The 16158-nt window shown below is 62.3% G+C and carries 12 protein-coding genes; 1 reads left to right on the top strand and 11 read right to left on the bottom strand.

Translation table 11 applies throughout. From position 1 onward, the window contains the following. Positions 1-3: 3 nt before the first annotated feature. The 3 genes from GHK62_RS11855 to GHK62_RS11845 all read right to left on the bottom strand — a co-directional run bounded on the left by GHK62_RS11855 (position 4) and on the right by GHK62_RS11845 (position 3065). Positions 4-1878 (bottom strand): flavohemoglobin expression-modulating QEGLA motif protein, encoded by a 1875-nt coding sequence (locus GHK62_RS11855; protein ID WP_153439292.1) that lies wholly within the window; start codon positions 1876-1878, stop codon positions 4-6. After that, positions 1875-2705: an N-formylglutamate amidohydrolase gene (locus GHK62_RS11850; protein WP_153439290.1), complete on the bottom strand. Its 831-nt coding sequence runs from the start codon at positions 2703-2705 to the stop codon at positions 1875-1877. The genes GHK62_RS11855 and GHK62_RS11850 overlap by 4 nt, the downstream gene beginning before the upstream one ends. Positions 2706-2852: 147 nt before the next feature. Continuing rightward, positions 2853-3065, bottom strand: coding sequence for a hypothetical protein (locus tag GHK62_RS11845; protein WP_153439288.1), 213 nt, complete (start codon positions 3063-3065; stop codon positions 2853-2855). Between the two features lie 361 nt (positions 3066-3426). Here GHK62_RS11845 and GHK62_RS11840 point away from each other — a divergent pair, with 361 nt between their 5' ends. Then, entirely contained in the window at positions 3427-5172 is a 1746-nt protein-coding gene (locus GHK62_RS11840) for an adenylate/guanylate cyclase domain-containing protein (RefSeq protein ID WP_327791081.1), read from the top strand. A 278-nt stretch (positions 5173-5450) separates the two neighbouring features. Here the strand turns inward: GHK62_RS11840 and GHK62_RS11835 are convergent, their stop codons facing one another. The 8 genes from GHK62_RS11835 to GHK62_RS11800 all read right to left on the bottom strand — a co-directional run bounded on the left by GHK62_RS11835 (position 5451) and on the right by GHK62_RS11800 (position 15833). After that, positions 5451-6404 (bottom strand): alpha/beta fold hydrolase domain-containing protein, encoded by a 954-nt coding sequence (locus GHK62_RS11835; RefSeq protein WP_153439284.1) that lies wholly within the window; start codon positions 6402-6404, stop codon positions 5451-5453. Positions 6405-6471: 67 nt separating this feature from the next. Beyond that, positions 6472-7791 carry a glycosyltransferase family 4 protein gene (locus GHK62_RS11830; protein WP_153439282.1) on the bottom strand — a complete coding sequence of 440 codons (1320 nt, stop codon included), beginning with the start codon at positions 7789-7791 and terminating at the stop codon, positions 6472-6474. Continuing rightward, on the bottom strand, positions 7788-10007 hold the full coding sequence (locus GHK62_RS11825) for a hypothetical protein (protein ID WP_153439280.1): 2220 nt from the start codon (positions 10005-10007) through the stop codon (positions 7788-7790). The genes GHK62_RS11830 and GHK62_RS11825 overlap by 4 nt, the downstream gene beginning before the upstream one ends. Positions 10008-10017: 10 nt before the next feature. Beyond that, complete coding sequence (locus GHK62_RS11820) at positions 10018-10749, bottom strand: hypothetical protein (RefSeq protein WP_153439278.1); 732 nt, start codon at positions 10747-10749, stop codon at positions 10018-10020. A gap of 10 nt (positions 10750-10759) precedes the next feature. Continuing rightward, positions 10760-12022, bottom strand: a complete 1263-nt coding sequence (locus GHK62_RS11815) for a glycosyltransferase family 4 protein (protein ID WP_167528220.1) — start codon at positions 12020-12022, stop codon at positions 10760-10762. Continuing rightward, the gene (locus tag GHK62_RS11810) at positions 12019-12861 is read right to left on the bottom strand and encodes a class I SAM-dependent methyltransferase (RefSeq protein ID WP_153439276.1); all 843 of its coding nucleotides are present in this window, start codon (positions 12859-12861) and stop codon (positions 12019-12021) included. Before GHK62_RS11810 ends, GHK62_RS11815 begins: the two co-directional genes overlap by 4 nt. Next, a complete protein-coding gene (locus GHK62_RS11805; RefSeq protein WP_184108773.1) occupies positions 12858-15101 on the bottom strand; it encodes a glycosyltransferase family 2 protein in 2244 nt (747 codons plus the stop codon). Before GHK62_RS11805 ends, GHK62_RS11810 begins: the two co-directional genes overlap by 4 nt. A gap of 72 nt (positions 15102-15173) precedes the next feature. Beyond that, positions 15174-15833, bottom strand: a complete 660-nt coding sequence (locus GHK62_RS11800) for a calcium-binding protein (RefSeq protein ID WP_153439274.1) — start codon at positions 15831-15833, stop codon at positions 15174-15176. Between the last annotated feature and the right edge of the window lie 325 nt (positions 15834-16158).

Here is a 16158-nt window from a genome sequence, read left to right as displayed (position 1 = left end):
CTCCTAATGTTCGACCATGTCGAGCGGCGACATACCCGCGCGTGCTCTGGCCAGGCGCGAAGGTGCTTCCGGATTATCAAGAAATATAGGGTGCACGGCCGGCACACCAAGCAGCCCACGGGCACTCAGTTCCTGCATGACGCCAAAATGCGAAGCGGCGATCTTTCCCATCCAGAAGGGCTCCAAGGCGCCGTCGGCCGCCAGATGGGCGAGGAGTTGCAGAAGGCCGCGCAGATAGATCGCATCCTTGGCGAGACCCCCGCTGCGATAGACGCGCAGGACGATGTTGAAGGCATCGGCCTTCAAGAACCCGTGGTCCTCTACAAGCAGTCGATAAGCTTCCGGCAGCGATGCGCCATCAAGCATCGCGGCGCAGGCGATGACACGGGCGGCGATGAGGCGCAGCCGCTCGCTGCTCAAGCCGCCTGTCAGAAACTCCGCGAAGACCGCCAGCCCCTCCTGCATGCCTTCGTATCCGGCGAGGCCCGAGCGGAAAAGGCGCAAGCCCTGCGCCGAGCCGTTGAAATAGGTCAGCAGGTGGACGCCGATCTCGTGACTCAAGATCGGCTCGACGCGTTCGACTTCCATCGCCGTGCTGCGTGCAATGAGCAGGCGGTGGCCGGAAACCATGAGGCCCGAGGGAAGGTCATCACGCACTTCAACGGTGGCGTCAAAGCCGGCATAACGCCGCCGATACTCGGCGATCATCGCGCGCGCCTGTTGCTCAACGAAATAGCAATCGGCGTGGCGCTCCGCGACGCGCCCTTGGCCTCGATTAGCGTCTCCATCACCAGTACGGGTCAGAATATCCCGCGCAGCCCGCAAGAGTTCCCGTTCGACAGGGCCATAGAGGGCACGGCCGAATTCGATGAATTTTGCGCTCTCCCGGGCCGAAAGCAACGAAAGCTGAAGGTCGAGCTCCTGCTGCTTTTCGCGATAGAGCTGGTACAGCACCGGGTCTTCGAGGTGATCGAAGGCGATAGAGAAGAGCTTTTTCTTCGCCTTCTCGACCTCCAGCGTCAACGGCCGGTAGAGAAAGCGCGGGGCTCGCCGGTACTCGCTCGCGGCAAAGTCGCTCCATGCCGCGTCGGCATTGATCGGGGTCACCGCGAGCAGGAAATCGAACGTCGAGGCGACCTCGTCGATATGCCGATCGGCGCGTACCACGGCGTCGATGAAGGCCTTCCTGCCGAGCGCTCGATGCGTCGAGATGTTCATGCTTTTGGTGGCCCTGACGAAAGCCGCGAAGGCTTGCAGGCCCGCATCGAAGATACTGGCGATCAACCGTTCACGAAGCTGCGGATAGATGTTGCCGGACTCACGTTGCCGATAGATCGGTGCAAACCGCACCCGAAGACAGGGAAACGGTAGATCGAGCCCGTCGGCTTCACGAAGTTCCACACGCGGCGTGCGGAACTTCGCTTCGGTCGCCTCGGCGGCATTGGCGAATGCCTTGGCGGCAATCCGGGCGGGCCCTTCCGGGCTTGCCGTGACCTCGATCTTGAATGGCGGAAGGTATGGCGCGTCGTCGGTCAACAGTTCGTCGCGCGCAAGTTCGCCCATTTCCAGAACCATGAATGCACCAAGACGCCTCTTGAGCAGCGCGCCGACGGCTTCGACGACCGAGGCGGCAACCTTGGCATCGGGCGCAATGAGGTAGGATGCATTCGCTTGGGCAATCTCGCGGGCGACCGGACCGTCTTCGTCGCCGAAGATGTGCAGGCAAAGAAAAGGAAGCGCGCGGTCGATATGCAGCCGTCCGCCGTCAGGAAGGTCCTTTCGCACGGCCTTTCCGGCCTTGAGGCATACCAGGATCTCGGCGAGCCAGTCGGGCGTATCTGGAGTGTCCCGAGGCGCGGGCGCGGCGGAACGTTTCATTGGTCCGCTCCCAAAGCGTTGACAAGCGACGGCAGCGTCGACGAGACGAGCTTCCTCAGGGCTACAAGCGCCTCCATGTTCGGCTCGCCCGTCCACTCGTCCATGAAGAATTTCTTGAATTCGACGGCAATGGCGCAGCCCGTGTCGGGGAAGCGCTCATGGATAAATCGCGTCTGTTCACCTCTGCCCTGAAATGCGATGTTTTCGCGGACGTCGAGCCGCCGCCCGTGGAAGTCGGTGGAGCGCAAGGCCTTGACGAAAGCATCCACCACTCTTGCCCATTTGACGCGATCCATCGAAAACGTGCCGATATTGACCTCCGGTGCGGCTTCCGCTCGCGTCGCTTCCGCTTCGGGGCCGCTGCGCCGGTGGTTGTAGCTGTGGACGTCGAGAACGACGAAACGCCCATGGCGCCGCTCGATGCCCGCCAGCATCGCTTCGAGCATCGCATAATATTCGTCATGCATCGCCAGCGATGCCTCGACCAAATCGTGCGGGGGCTGACGGGTCCAGACTTTGAGACCCCAGGCCTGCTCCGGCCTCACATATATCGCACCGTCGCGGGGGCGATTGACATCGACCTCAAATCTCGACCGATGAACAACAATCCGGTTCGGGAAATCGCGGATGATGAACTCGGTGAAGGGATCTTCCTCGCGCAGCCGCTCCGCGGCCGATAGAGTAATGAGACGTTCGACCGCGCCGCGCACCGCGTGGCCATTGTGAATGGCCGTGGCGAGGATCGGAGAGTCACCACGATGCTGTGTCCACCATTCGTCGTCGAGACACTCCGTCAACACCTTGCTCGGGCAATCCGGTCTATTCATCTCAACGCTTTCGCAGCCGTATTCCGCGTATCGGTGACACAGCTACAATTCAGAAATGAACTTTTCGGTTCCGCGCATGGGCGCAAAAGATGAGCCGCGTCGCGCGGCACAGTCTGGCCCTCATGCGAAATCAGTCGGGCTTCCGCCTCATGCGCGATTGATCGTAGGCAGCAGGAGTTGTACCTCGCGCTGTCTTTCCGGTCCCAGTATCTCGACGTTTTTCCTCCAGAACGCCTCGGCCGCCACAGGCTCCGGCTCCCAGTTTCTGACCGAGGTCTGGTTATCGTCGATCACCACCCGGCGATGACCGCCGAGGCGCAGGTATTCTTCTGCCAATTTGCAAGCGTTTGTTCGTTCCATGGCCCTCACTCCAGGCTGTTCCGGGGTGTTCGACTCGGCGGCGCCTCGCCGGATACTGCATATCCGAAACGTTCCGGGCGCATGGACGTTCCCGAAACACAGGCCTTCGCGAAACGAGGCGCTCGTCCAACCGATGTCCATGATATTTATACGCGCTTGGCACCGCCTTGTTCAACACTGCGCATCGGTTGAGGCTATCGCTCGGCGAGCCCACGCCGGCCTCGCCGTTCCGGCTCGACGCGCGCTACGCCTGTTTGCGGTCGATAATGCCTTCGGCGAGACCGTGTGATACCATTCGGCGTTTCATCGAGCTGGGCGGCGCATGCATCGGAAGCTGGCTGCAATTCTGGTTGGGGACTTCGTGGCTTCGACGTCGGCGATGGAGCTCGACGAGGAGCAGACGATCGCGCGCGTCGTCTACTGTATGAGCCTCATCGGCGAGGTCGTGGCGAGTTTTGGCGGTAGGGTGTTCAACACGGCAGGAGACGCGATCCTTGCCGAATTTTCGAGCCCGGTGAATGCGCTGAGGGCGGCGATGGAGGCGCGACTGGCCATCGGATCCGTGCCGCGCACGTGCACGCATGACATGCGCTTTGGCCTGCATCTCGCCGACGTCGCGGTCGTCGGCGACGACCTGCGCGGCGATGGCGTGAACATTGCCTCACGTATCGAAGCCTCCGCCGAACCGGGGGAGATCGAGGTCTCGGAGGCGCTCTACGATCAGGTCCGGCGCGTATCGCCCTGCGCCTTTGAAGCGATCGGCGAACGGCACCTGAAGGGCGTGTCGGAGCCGGTCAAAATCTACCGCGTCGGCGCCGCCATGGACCGCCACCGCTTCCAGGTCGCGCCGACGCGGGCGCCACCGCCTTCATCAATCAGGCCGACCTCCGTGGCTGTCGCTCCGTTCACGACGGCGTCGGTCGCGGATCAGGACCAAACGTTTCTTGCAGAGGGGATGACCGACGACCTGACGCTCGAACTCAGCCGCCTGAAGAGCCTTTTCGTCACCTCGCGCTCAGCCTCGATGGTGTTGCGAACGACCGATCCGGTTGAGATCGGTAAGTCGCTCGGCGTGCACTATGTCGTTGCAGGCTCCATCCGCAAGGCCGGCAGCTATGTCCGGCTGAACATCTCGCTCGCAGGGACGGAGCGGGGGCACCTGGTGTGGTCGGATCGCATTCAACGTCCCTTCGAGGAAATTCTCGACGTCATGGACGAGATCACCGCCCGCGTTGCGGCAACCGTTTCCGGTCGGATCGAACAGTCCGAACTCGCCGCAGCGCGTCTGAAGCGGCCAGAAAGCATGTCCGCCTACGAACATTATCTCCGCGGCCTCGACCATCATCGGCTGGCTGGGGTGGCCGACTTTCACCTTCACGAGGCGATGCACTGGTTCGAGAAGGCGATGAAGGCAGATCCGAGCTTCGGCCGGCCCTTCGCGATGCATGTCTGCTCCTGGAGTTCGCTGCCGAGTTTCGATCTCCGTCTCGGCGAGTTGCAGACGGCGCATGCGCTGGAACTCGACCCGACAGACCCGGAGGCGCACCGTGTCATGGGCTCGCTCAAGATGAAAAGGGGCGATTTCGCCGCCTCGCGCTTCCATCATGAGAAAGCCATCGAGATGGCGCCGAACGATGCTTACACGATCGGGCGATGCGCCGCGTTTTATCTCTTTGCAGGCGAGCCCGAACGAGCGCTCCAGCTTCTTGACCGCGCGGAAACGCTCGATCCGTTTCTACCGGTTTGGATAACAGAGGAGCGCGTCGCGTCACTGTACACGCTCGGACGTTACCAGGAGATGTTCGAGGTCTCGCACAAACTGCCATTCCAGACGCGACGCACTTACATTTATCGGATCGCAGCGCGCATGGCCTGTTCAGACCTCGACCGCGCCAGGCAGCTCGTCTCGCAGGCCCTTGCGCTCGACCCGACGCTCTCGGTCGAGTATTTGCGCATGCAGGAGCTTTTCGAGGATGCAGCGATAACAGCGAGCCTGGTTGATCGAACGTGTGCCGCAGGGCTCCCGTCTTCGCCGGCGACAGGCGAGATTGCTCACGTCGCCTCTTCGCATAGTCGCAACGATGTGGCGCAAAACACGCTGCCATAAAGGATCGCCACACGGCTACATGCGATCTGGCCGCCGTGCCGACGCCGCGCTGCGCCGCGGCTGGAGCGTTGCATGCCTGCAAGCGCGCGAGTTGTTCGAAGGACGTCGGATAGTGGAGGGGCTTGCAGTCCGCAGGACCTGAAGTTCTCTTTCGCCGCTACGGAGCTCCCCCAAGGTGACTTGAGGGTCCCGTGCCTAGAGCATCCTGCTTTCAAGTGGAATCACTGAAAGCAGAAAAGATGCTCTAGATTCAAAGTTCGAGAGCGTCCTTTGCGCATTCATTTGAACGCGCGGCGCTCTAGATTGTGCGAAGCCATGCGGCTATCAAGCTCTTGTAGCCGGCGCGCGAAGCCTGGATCGCCCGGTCGCAGCGCCACGACCTCGGCTAGCTTGTCGCGAGCAACCGCAAGTTCCCCGTCGCGGATATGGCGGTTGGCGCGGTGATAGAGGAAGTTGACCCGTTCGATGGCCGAAAAGCCGCCGCCAAAGCGCCGATGAACCCGGTCGGCCCAGGCGGGATGGCGGGCGATTGCCGCGATCGCGATCTGATAGGGACGCATGGGTGCGTCGACCCGGGCTGCGTGGGCCAGGGTGTGCAGGCTCCGGCCGTCGTCTGCTCGGCAGGCCTCGATAAGCGAAAGGGCGCGCGCGGTTCCGGTGAATGCCCGGACCGTGCCGTGCCCCGTCATGTGCACCGGGATGAGGCGCGTATCCGATTGTAGCGTCGCAATCCTCTCGGCGTGGCGACGATCGACGGCATGGAAGGGGTCGTAGAAAATATAGGCGCTGCCGGCAGCGTGGTCCGCTGCAATCCCCATATTGGCATGGAGATCGGGCACGAAATGACGCGTGAAGCGGCCGTCGAAAGGCACGGCCTTGGGGTCTATCGAGAGTTGCGGGCAAAAGGCGATGGCGACGGTGGCGTCGAAGCGGCGCCGGTAGCGCAGCGCCGCGTAGCCGCCTTGCGAATGGCCGTAGAGGATGCGCTCCGACGCTGCGCGAAGTATCGGCACCGCCGCGCTCACCGCCTTCACGACGCTTGCTGCGGGAAACCAGTTCGGCCGCCTGCTGATGAAACCGAGCGCGGCAATGTCCGCTTTCTCGCAGAGCCGCTGACCCCAGAAGCGGTGGCCGTTCGCCTGCATTTCCATTTCATTGAAGGTGACGAGAAGGTACGCCGACGATCCGGGGCGATGTATCACCTCGAGGTTTTCGTCGGAATAGATGAGCATGTGGAACTCCGGGCCTCGATATCACTTCACTCTTCGGGAAATATGACGCGTTTCCTCCCAACGCGGTTCAGGCGGGCAGCGGGACCGGATCGTAATGTCCACCAGCCATCGCGCTCCGCTTTTCCCCGAGCAGCCGGCGATAGAGGTCTGCATGGGCGCTGGCGGCATCGACATGGCTGATCGGCCGCCGCAGGGTTGCATGCAGCCGATCCCAAACCTTCGGCTCGCCAAGCACTTCGATGATCCGATCGGCCAGGTCCTGGGCGCTGCCGGCACGAAAATGCAGCCCGTCCCTTCCGTCCCGAACCTTCTCGGCCATGCCGCCGATGTCGGAGCAGATGATCGGCCGACGGTGATGCAAGGCCTCCTGGATAACGACGGGCGAGTTTTCCCACCAGATGGACGGCAGGACCACCCAGTCGACGGAACGCATCAACCGCGGCATGTCCCCATTTTGATAGGCACCGTAGAAGCGCACCCTGCGGCCGGCTTCATCGATAAGCTTCTTGATCCTGTCCTGGAATTCCGTTGGCTGGCGTTCAAGGTTGCCGCCGAAGATCATCAGGCAGGAGTCCTCGCCCCATATCTCCTGCGGCACGCGTGAAACAGCATCGATCAACACATCAATGCCTTTAAACGGCGTCATCTGCCCGAAATAGGCGAAGCGGTTTCGCCGGCCGGTCTGAGCCGGCAGGTCTCGCAGCGGCGCGATCTCGCCAGGCACTATTCCATTGTCGATCACAGAGAGTTTCTCCGCGTCGATTCCCCATTCGACATACCGCGTGGCGAGGAACATGCTTGGAGAGACGAAGGCGTCGGCAAGGCCGAGCATGCCGCGCAAGAACTGTTCGCGCTTCAGGAAACGGGGGACGGGGATTTCGGGAAAACATCCGTGGCAACTGATTGGAGAAGCCTTGCTGCAGAGTTGACCTGACGGTCGCTTCACCATTTGCCCGTGATTATGGCAGATGGACAGATATTCGTGGAAGGTCACCACGATAATCGCTTCCGGTAGTGCCTCGCGAAGGGCGTAGAGTGCCTCCACCCCCATGCCGATCAGGTGATGGAAGTGGACCACATGAGGTGTGACGTCGCCGACAAAGCGCAGGAGGTCGCGACGGATCGCTTCGGTATCACCGTTAGAGAGGAAGAAGTGATCGTAGTCGTCGAGGTGGAAGAGGACTTCGTCAGGTGCGAGACGGTGGCTCATGAGCGCCGACGCACCATGGCGTGGGACGGGATGGCCTACGCGGGCCAGATAGATCGATTCGACACCCGGCAAGGCGTTCAGGCCCTTGTGAAGGCTATGGGACGCAATCTCCGCGCCCCCGAGCGACATCGCCGGGTGGCCATGTGAAACAACGAGAACGCGGAGCCGGTCGCTCATGCGGAGACCTCTTCGAGCCAATTGCCTGCACTTTCCGAGGCCGAAGCCCAACGCGCAGCGAATATTCTTCGGTCGATCCGCTCAACGAGGGGAGCGAGTGTCGCCGTCGCTGCGCTGGACGTTTCATCGGCCCCCAGCATCTGCACCGATGGTAGCCAGTAGGAGGGTATTCCCGCGCGGTTGAACCTGAGGCCAAGGTCCAGCCCTTTTTGCTGGGAGCCGAGATAACCGCCGGAAAAACCTCCGGCGGCGAGGAAGGCTTCGCGCGGCATGATGCAGCACTCCAACGACGCTGCCGCGACCTGGGTCAATTTGAGGCCGGTTACGGCGCTCAGCGGATAGCCCGCATACCGACTCGATGCCGGATACTCCGATTGGCCGGCCGGCCAGCTTCCGGCCCAACGGACCGAATGGTCCTCATAGGCAAGCGTGGGGGAAATGACTCCCCCTTGTGCTTCATGGGCGGCCACGAGCTTGCCGTACCAGCCGCCTCGGAGCGGCAACAGCGTGCCGGCAAGCAGAACCACTGTCTCTTGTGACAGTGCCCGTACCCCCGCTTCCAGAAGGTCGTAGAGATCACCGGTCTCCTCAGCGGCCATGAGCTTGAGCGACAGCCGGTAGAATTGCGCGAGTTCCTTGATGCGGCCGGCCTGCCGCCGAAAGCGTTCCGCGGGCATGACGAGCACGATAGGCGCCACGCGGGTCTCTGGATCGAGCGCCAAGAGTCCTAGGAGGGGGGCAATATCTCCGTCTTCGGAGTCCTCAGCTGCGATGATGATCGGCGGACCGCCTGCCTGCTCGAAAGGACCAGCGTCGACGGTGGCCCCAATCCATGGAGAATTCCTCTCCGATGCGCACAGGAACGGAACGATCTGGCGATCGACGATTTCCGCGAGCCCCCAGTGTTCCGGATCGATGGAACTGATCTGGCGAAGGGCGGCCATGCGAGGCGGAACGCGCACCGGTGTGAGGGGTATGAAGGCGCGACGGGAATCCGTGAGCGTCAGCTCCAGATGGAGGGGTGCAGCCGAATCCCAACCGAGGCCGCTCGCAAAGGCGATGAAACCGTGAGAATGGTTTCCATGGCCGAATGCGCTCCGGAACGCCGGCTCGTCGGCGAATGCTTCCGTCACGTCGGAGCGCTCGATCCGGGTCCAACGATCGTCGATCCGCGCTGCTGTCCGCTCGGCACAGAGCTTGACGCTCTTGACGTGGGCTTCGGGGTCGAGCAGCCAGCCCGAGATCAGGAGAGCGCCGCCGTTTGCCTGAAAGGCGAGGTCGACTCCCATCCGCACGGGAACGGGGAGGGTGGAGACGGTCTCGCGGCCCTCGAAGCTGTTTGCGGCGGCGCGCAGTTCCAGAAGAACCTGCGGCGAGCTGCGGGTCTGAAGCAGCACGGAGCGAACATGGCCGGGGGTCTCCGAAGGGCCGGCAATCTGCCGGTGTTCATGGACCGGCGCATATCGCCAACCTCCGCGCCCGCGATAGACGAGCCCCTCGATGTCACGAACACGGAGCGGCTCTTTTGTTGAAAGCAGCCCGACGAAACCCGAGCCTCCCGCCGGAACGTCCGGACGGAGAAAGGCGGCAATCCCACAGTCGCAAACCACGGGCTTGCCGCTGTTCACCAACACGCGGCAAACGCCGGGTTCGATGTTGCGGCCCCATCCCTTGACGAAGATTACTCCATCGTGAGTTTCGCCAAGGAGTTCTACGAAGCCGTCGCTTCCCTTTCGGGACTGCAGCAGAACGATTATCGCCGAGAGCCTTCGCGGGCCGATGGACTCTTGCATCAGCCCGTCGACCAGCGAATCCAGCACACTGCCGAGTTGATCCCCGGCAAGTTCGGCCAGGATCGCGGAGGCATCACTCACCGGGACTGACCGCGGCGTAAAGATCAATCGCTTGCCGGACTCCTCCTCGCCGAAGCGAAGGGTCGCGAGCGGGCGATCGGTTTCCTTTATCGGCAGCAACGCCGCGAACCCATGTGTGGCCGCAGTAGAAGGCAAGGCCAAGCGCCAGCCGGTGATGGAGGCCGTCACCCGGGTGGCTACGTCGTCGTTGATCTCCGCCGAAAAGGTTCCGGCCATCGGTTCGCCGGTGCCGATGACGAGCAGAAGTCCTTCGTCGATGGGGGAGGCGAGCACTCGCCCACCCCTCATGATCCTGGCGGCAAGCTGGGAGGGAAAAGGAAGGGCTTGTTCTACAGCGACCATGTCGAGCCCCTCACGCGCCCGTGAAAAGTGCGAGGCCGGCGCCGGCGGCAAAGCCCACGAGAACGAAAAGCAAGAGCAGCAAGGGCTTCAACTCCGCGTTCGAGCGCTTCTGCAAGCCGCCAAGGTTCTTCTCCATTGCCGCCACGACGCCATCGAGCCGCATGAGGTGGACATCGAGATCGTCCAGCCGTTGCGCGACTTCGGAGCGGAGGCTTGCAACGGCATCGCCGATCGCGGTCAAACCTTGTGTCTCTGTTTCGCCGCTCTCGTCGTTCTGCGTGCGTAGGAGAGAGCGCTGCGACACCTGCAATTGTCGCTGCGCTGCCATCAGGACGTCGAGCTTGTCGAGAACCTTCGTCAGCGGCGCGGCAATGAGGGCTTCGGCCGCCTGCTCGTCGGGGCGGGGGACACGAAGTCTCCGCTCCGTGCCTCGTCCATCCAGGGCCGTCACGATGAGTTCGGACGTGCGCGTGGCTGCCGCCTCCGGCAGAGCGATCTCGAAGGCGTGGCTGCCATCGCCGATGCCGTTACGCTTGAGGTCGGGGCGATTGCGGTCGGCGACCGCCTCGGCGATCACGCTGCCATCGAGGATCACGCGGATGGTGAGCCGCTTGTCGGGCGTGGCCGGATCGAATGCCCAACCGAAGACGCGGCCCTGATCGATCGCGTCCACCCGGCCGTTCATGGGCCTCGCATTGTCCTGTTCCGGGGCGCCGGTTGATTTTTCGGCAACAACAGACATCGATTTTCCTCTATGCCGCTTCGATACGTGCCGGCTCGATCGCATCGATCAGGTCGAGATAGCGTCGTGCGGTCGTATCAATGTCGTCGGGCTCGCGGGCGTTTGTGGAAAGGCGCTGGCCCAAGGCCGGATCTTCCACGAAGCGGCGCATGGCGGATGCCAGCGCACGCGGATCGTTGGGCGCGACGGTAAGTCCATTGACACCGTCGGCGATCATCTCGGCCATGCCGCCGATGTTGCTGACGATGACTGGCCGGCCGAGGGCCTGCGCCTCCTGGATGACCAGTGGCGCATTCTCCCACCAGATCGAGGGAACGATCGTGCAGTCGACCGCGGCGATGAGGTCGGCGACATCCTCGCGGCGATACGGGCCGCGCTGTTGCACCACGGGAGCCGTTTCGCCAAACAGCCGCGTGATCTCTTCCCTGAAACTTTCGCTCTGGAAAGGGGCACCGCCATGGACGCGCAGCTCGAACGGTACGCCGTCGGCAATGAGCTGTCTCGCCGCCTCCAGCAGCACCGGTACGCCCTTCCACGGATTGAGATTGCCGAAATAGCCGAATACGGGTCGGTCTGCATTGATCCGAGGCGGGGCGGCGGGGGCGTCTTTCCGTGGCAGTCCGTTCGGAATGACGCTGATTGCATCTTCCTCTAGCCCCCATTCTATGAAGCGCTGCCGGAGGAATCGGCTCGGTGCAACGAAACGGTCCACGTCGCGAAGCAGGGCCTTCAGATGACTTTCGCGCAATACGAAGCGGTCGAGGGCTATGTCCTTGAAGCAGGCGTGGCAGCGGTCGGGGCTTGCTTTGTGGCAAAGTTCCTTGCCGGTTGTGCGCACCATCAGCCCGTCGTGATGGCAGATAAGATAGTAGTCATGCAGCGTCATGACGATCCGGCACTCCGGTAATGTGCGGCGGACGATATGCGGGAACTCCGCGCCGAGCAGGAGCAGATGGTGGATGTGCACCACGTCTGGCCGGAACTCGCGCAACAGTTCCGCGAGGTCCGCAACGACGCCGTAGAGATCGATCTGGCTCATGAAGAAGCGGTCGAAGTGACCGGACCACAACAAAACTTCATCGCCTGCGGGGCCGATCCCCTGAAAGCTCGTGCCAGGCCGCGCCTGGCGATGGATCTGGTTTACGGCGCCGAGGAAGAGCGTTTCGCAGCCGGCCCGCCGGTAGGCTCGGAACAGGTCGTGCGCGAAGATCTCGGTGCCTCCGGGATGGAGTGCCGGATGGTTGTGGGCGGCAACGAGAATGCGCATGCTCAAGCGCCGCTCCCCCGCTGCTCGGCAACAAAGACATCCTGATAGTGATCCGCGGCCTGCCCGCGCCAGGAGCCGAGCGACTTTGTGATCGCTGTGAGACCGGCCCGGCCAAGAGCACCGTCGAGGAAACCGTCGTCGAAGCCAACCGCGGCAAGCCGGGGCAGCTCGGGGACGAACCAGCAGGGCCCGTCGCCATCGCGCTGGAACGCCAGGCGCGGATCGCGCCTGCCCGTTTCATTTGCTGCTGCAACGGAGTCGACAACGAAGGCGGTCATGAACAGGCGTCCGCCCGGACGAAGGAGCCGGCCGATCTCGCTCAGATAGACGAGGACCTCGTCCGGCGGCAGGTGAGTCACGATCGATGTCATGATGACGAAATCGAAGTGACGGTCGGCATAGGGCAGTTTCAATGCCTTGCCGCTGATCTTGCCCTGCGGATTGTAGAGGTCGTGCGCGATGTCGACCCGCTGGAACGCGAAGTTCGGGTAGGCGGGGGTGACAAAGCGCCGGCACCAGGCGATGCCGCCTTCGACGGGGTCGATGCCACTGTAGCGCCCCTTCTCGAAGTCCAGATACTGGGTGAGCGGAACCGCCATCCGGCCGATACCGCAACCGATGTCGAGCACGCGGCTTTCCGGCAGCAATCCGCCCATCCGTATGAAATGGCCGAGGAATTCGGCACCGACCGCCTTGAAGTCGCCATCGCCGACGAAAACGCTATCGGGGGCCGGTTGCGGCAGAAAGCGGTTGCGCAGGACGGCGTCCTGTAACCACTCAACCCGATCCTCACGGGCAGGCGCCGAGGCCGGCGTGCTCTCTTGACGCAGCGCGATCTCGCTCATGCGGCACTCCTTGCTTCTGCTTCGCCGCCGAAGGAGGCGATTCCTTCACTGCCGCTGCCGGCAGCCATCAGGTCGGCGATGTCGTCGTTCCAGCGCTCGGAGTGCAGCCAGGAATTGTATTGGCTGGCGACACCGCGCATGTAGTCCTGGCTGCGGCGGATCGACCGGCGCTCGAAATGATAAAGGCAGGCCGATGGCTCATAGCCAATGTCGTAGCCGCACCTGCGGATCTTGAGGCACAAATCACTGTCCTCGTAATCGCCGATGACATAGTCCTCGGTGTATCCGCCAACGCGTTCGTAGATATCCCGCCGCGTGACCAGGCATGCGCCGGTAACGCCCGGAACGGAGCGAGCGACCTGCGCTGGCGCATAGTCACCCGGCATGCCCTTGTGGAAGTGGTGGTTGAGCCACACGCCGTGCCGGTCGCGCGCGAAGTAAAGCCCGGCATGCTGCAGTGAACCGTCCTCGAAGATGAGCTTCGGACCAATGGCGCCGAGCCCTTTCTGTTCCATGAGCGGCCGCATGAGCGCCTGCAACCAACCGGTTGATGTGGGCACGACGTCGGAATTGAGCATCACCAGCACGGTGCCTCTTGCAAAGCGCGCACCGGCGTTGCAGGCCCGGGCATAGCCGCCGTTGCGGTTCATGACCACGAGCTTCATCGGCAGGCCGTGGAGCAGATGGAAGCCGCCAAGCAGGTGTTCCGTCTCGTCCTGGATTTCGGGAGAATCCAGCACATAGATGATCTCTGCGTTCTTCGCGAGCCAAGGGTCCGTCGCCATGCCGGAGAGCTGGAAGCGCAGGAAATCGAGAACCCGGTACAACGGCACGACGATCGAGACGATCGGCGCCTCCTGCGGCAGGCCGTAGTCCTTCGTGTAGTCGACCTCTATCGTCCTGCCCAGGCGCCGTTCCACATCCTGCAGCGCCGGGGCAAGTATCGTGCGGAAGGCCTGGTCGATGGCGTGCTGCGGCGGGACTGCACGCAGGATGCGGTTGCGCTGTGCCGTGGGCTCGAAGGGCTGCGGCTTCGGCACGAGAGGCTTCACTGCGCCGGAGGCAAGCCGCATCTGGAAGCGCGGCTGGAGGAGGGTGCCCAATGGCTCATTGAGCGGCAGCCAGGCAACAAAGCCGGTAACGTCCGTTCTGGAGTCCTCTTTTGCTCCACGCGCCCAGGCGGGAAACTCATACCAGTTGCCATCGAGTGGCACCACCGTGCCATCCTCTTTCAGGTAGTCGATCCCGGCGAGAATGCCCGTGGGGTCGTGCGACCAGCCACCGGCGAGCAGACCGCCCGAAAGGGCGAGAGCAAGGTCGACCTCGGCGGCGGGATGCATCGGCGATTTGCCGATCTGGCGTGCAGGAAGCGGGGTGCGAAGCTGCAGGTCGGCGGCCATTGCCGCGCCGCCTTCCGGCACACCCGACAGTGAGCGGACGACAAACTCGCGCAGTTCGGGTGCGCGGCCACGTTCGGTCCACCAGGCTTGAAGGCTCGGGTAACGCGGATTGCCGGGAATCAACTCTCGGACCGCAACGCCCCTTTTCCCCTGCAGCACCAAAGACTGAGGGAGCCTCGAACATTCGACGATCAAATGGCACGGCCTCAGGTTCTTCTCCCCGTGGATGCCAATGCGAGACTGTGAAGCGAGCGGCAGAAGGACGTTCGCGCTGAGGGCGTAGACGGCGCTGATCTCGCCGAAATCAGCACTGATGGCGGTCTCGACAAGGTATCGTCCTTCAGCGACGGGGCAGGCGACCTTGGCGGGCCTCGACCGCGAGGTGAGCGCGTGAAGCGCGTCCTCGACAACGCCGACAAAAAGCGGATCCCTGGACATTCGGAACGCGCTTCGCCAGGCGGTCAGCAGATTGCTCAGAAATTTGATGCAGCCCTCCGGCGCAAGCTCGGCAAACAGGGCCTCGACATCGAAGGGGGGCAGTTCACCGACGGGCCGAAGGGTAACCGTTTGAAGGTTGCCGCTCTCGGTCGAAATCTGCCCGCGGGCCGGTTGCTCGCCGGGACGCATGGCCCAGAGGATGCGCTGGCTGCCGGTGGTGAGTGAAAGCGTGGTGCTGACAAGCGGGACCGGTTGGTCTTGCATGACGAGTGTACACTTGGCTGCGGAGGGCAGCCTGGCGGGAACATCAAGGATCAATACGGCTACATCGGAGCCGAGCCGAAAGGCCTTCGCATCGCCGAAAACAACGCTGGCGCCCCTCGTACGGTCGTCGAACGTCACACGCCACTCCTCTGGACGGTTTGCAAGAGATGGCACGCCCCACGGGAGGAGGCAGGGCGCGCCCGTTCAAACTTAGTGGACGGTGAAATAGTTCTCGGGATGAGCCTGAATATCTTCGGCGTCCGCGTTCACCAGCGTCAGGGTGTCGCCATGGCCGAGGTCGATCACGACATTGCCGCCGACCTGGGTGATGCGTGAAGCGAGATCCTCGGGCGCCGTGACGTCCAGACCATTGATGCCCTTTGCGATCTGCAGAACGTCCTCACCGGGGGTGAAGTCGAGGATAACGTCGTTGCCGCCACCGCCATCGAACACGAAGACATCGCTGCCGTGGCCGCCGACCAGGAGATCGTTGCCTTCGCCGCCATTGATGATGTCGTTACCGGCGCCACCGTAGAGCAGGTCGCTGCCCTTGCCGCCGACGAGGAAGTCGTTGCCTTCGCCGCCAAGAAGGATGTCGTTACCCTTGTCGCCGTCGAGCAGGTCATCGCCCGCTCCGCCGACCAGGTTGTCGTTACCCTTTTCACCATAGAGAAGATCTGTGCCTTCGCCGCCGAAAACTGTGTCGTTTCCGTCGCCGCCGAACAGCAAGTCGTCACCTCCGTCTCCGAAGATGATGTCGTGCCCCTTGCCTCCGTTGACGAAATCATCACCCCCGTGGGCGCGAATGAAATCGTCAAAGCGAGAGCCAAACAGGGCGTCGTCGTATGCGCCGCCTTCTAAAGTGGCCATCTGCTTACTCCTCTTCGTCGTTTGATGCATGCATCATCGGCAGGGAGCCGAGATTGCGTGCCGGAGTGTGCATCGCAAAAAATGGGAAGGCAACATCCAGAACAGGAATAAAATCGTGTAGTTTCGACATTATTTTCGTATTTTTACGAAGAGTCGGAATATGTGCCAATATTGGTACAATATATTTTTAGGAGTTATTATTATCGCAATGCTCGTAAATCGCTTCAAAATTCAAAGTAATTTGTGCGATGCGATCGTCGTCTACCGCATGCTTCCTTAAATCGGATCCCGATTTAACAATAAGAACATGCAGCGATTGAAAGTG

This window comes from Sinorhizobium terangae (assembly GCF_009601505.1).
GTDB lineage: Bacteria > Pseudomonadota > Alphaproteobacteria > Rhizobiales > Rhizobiaceae > Sinorhizobium > Sinorhizobium terangae.
Note: the sequence above shows the minus strand (reverse complement) of the source record. Positions and strands in the feature narration are given on the sequence as shown.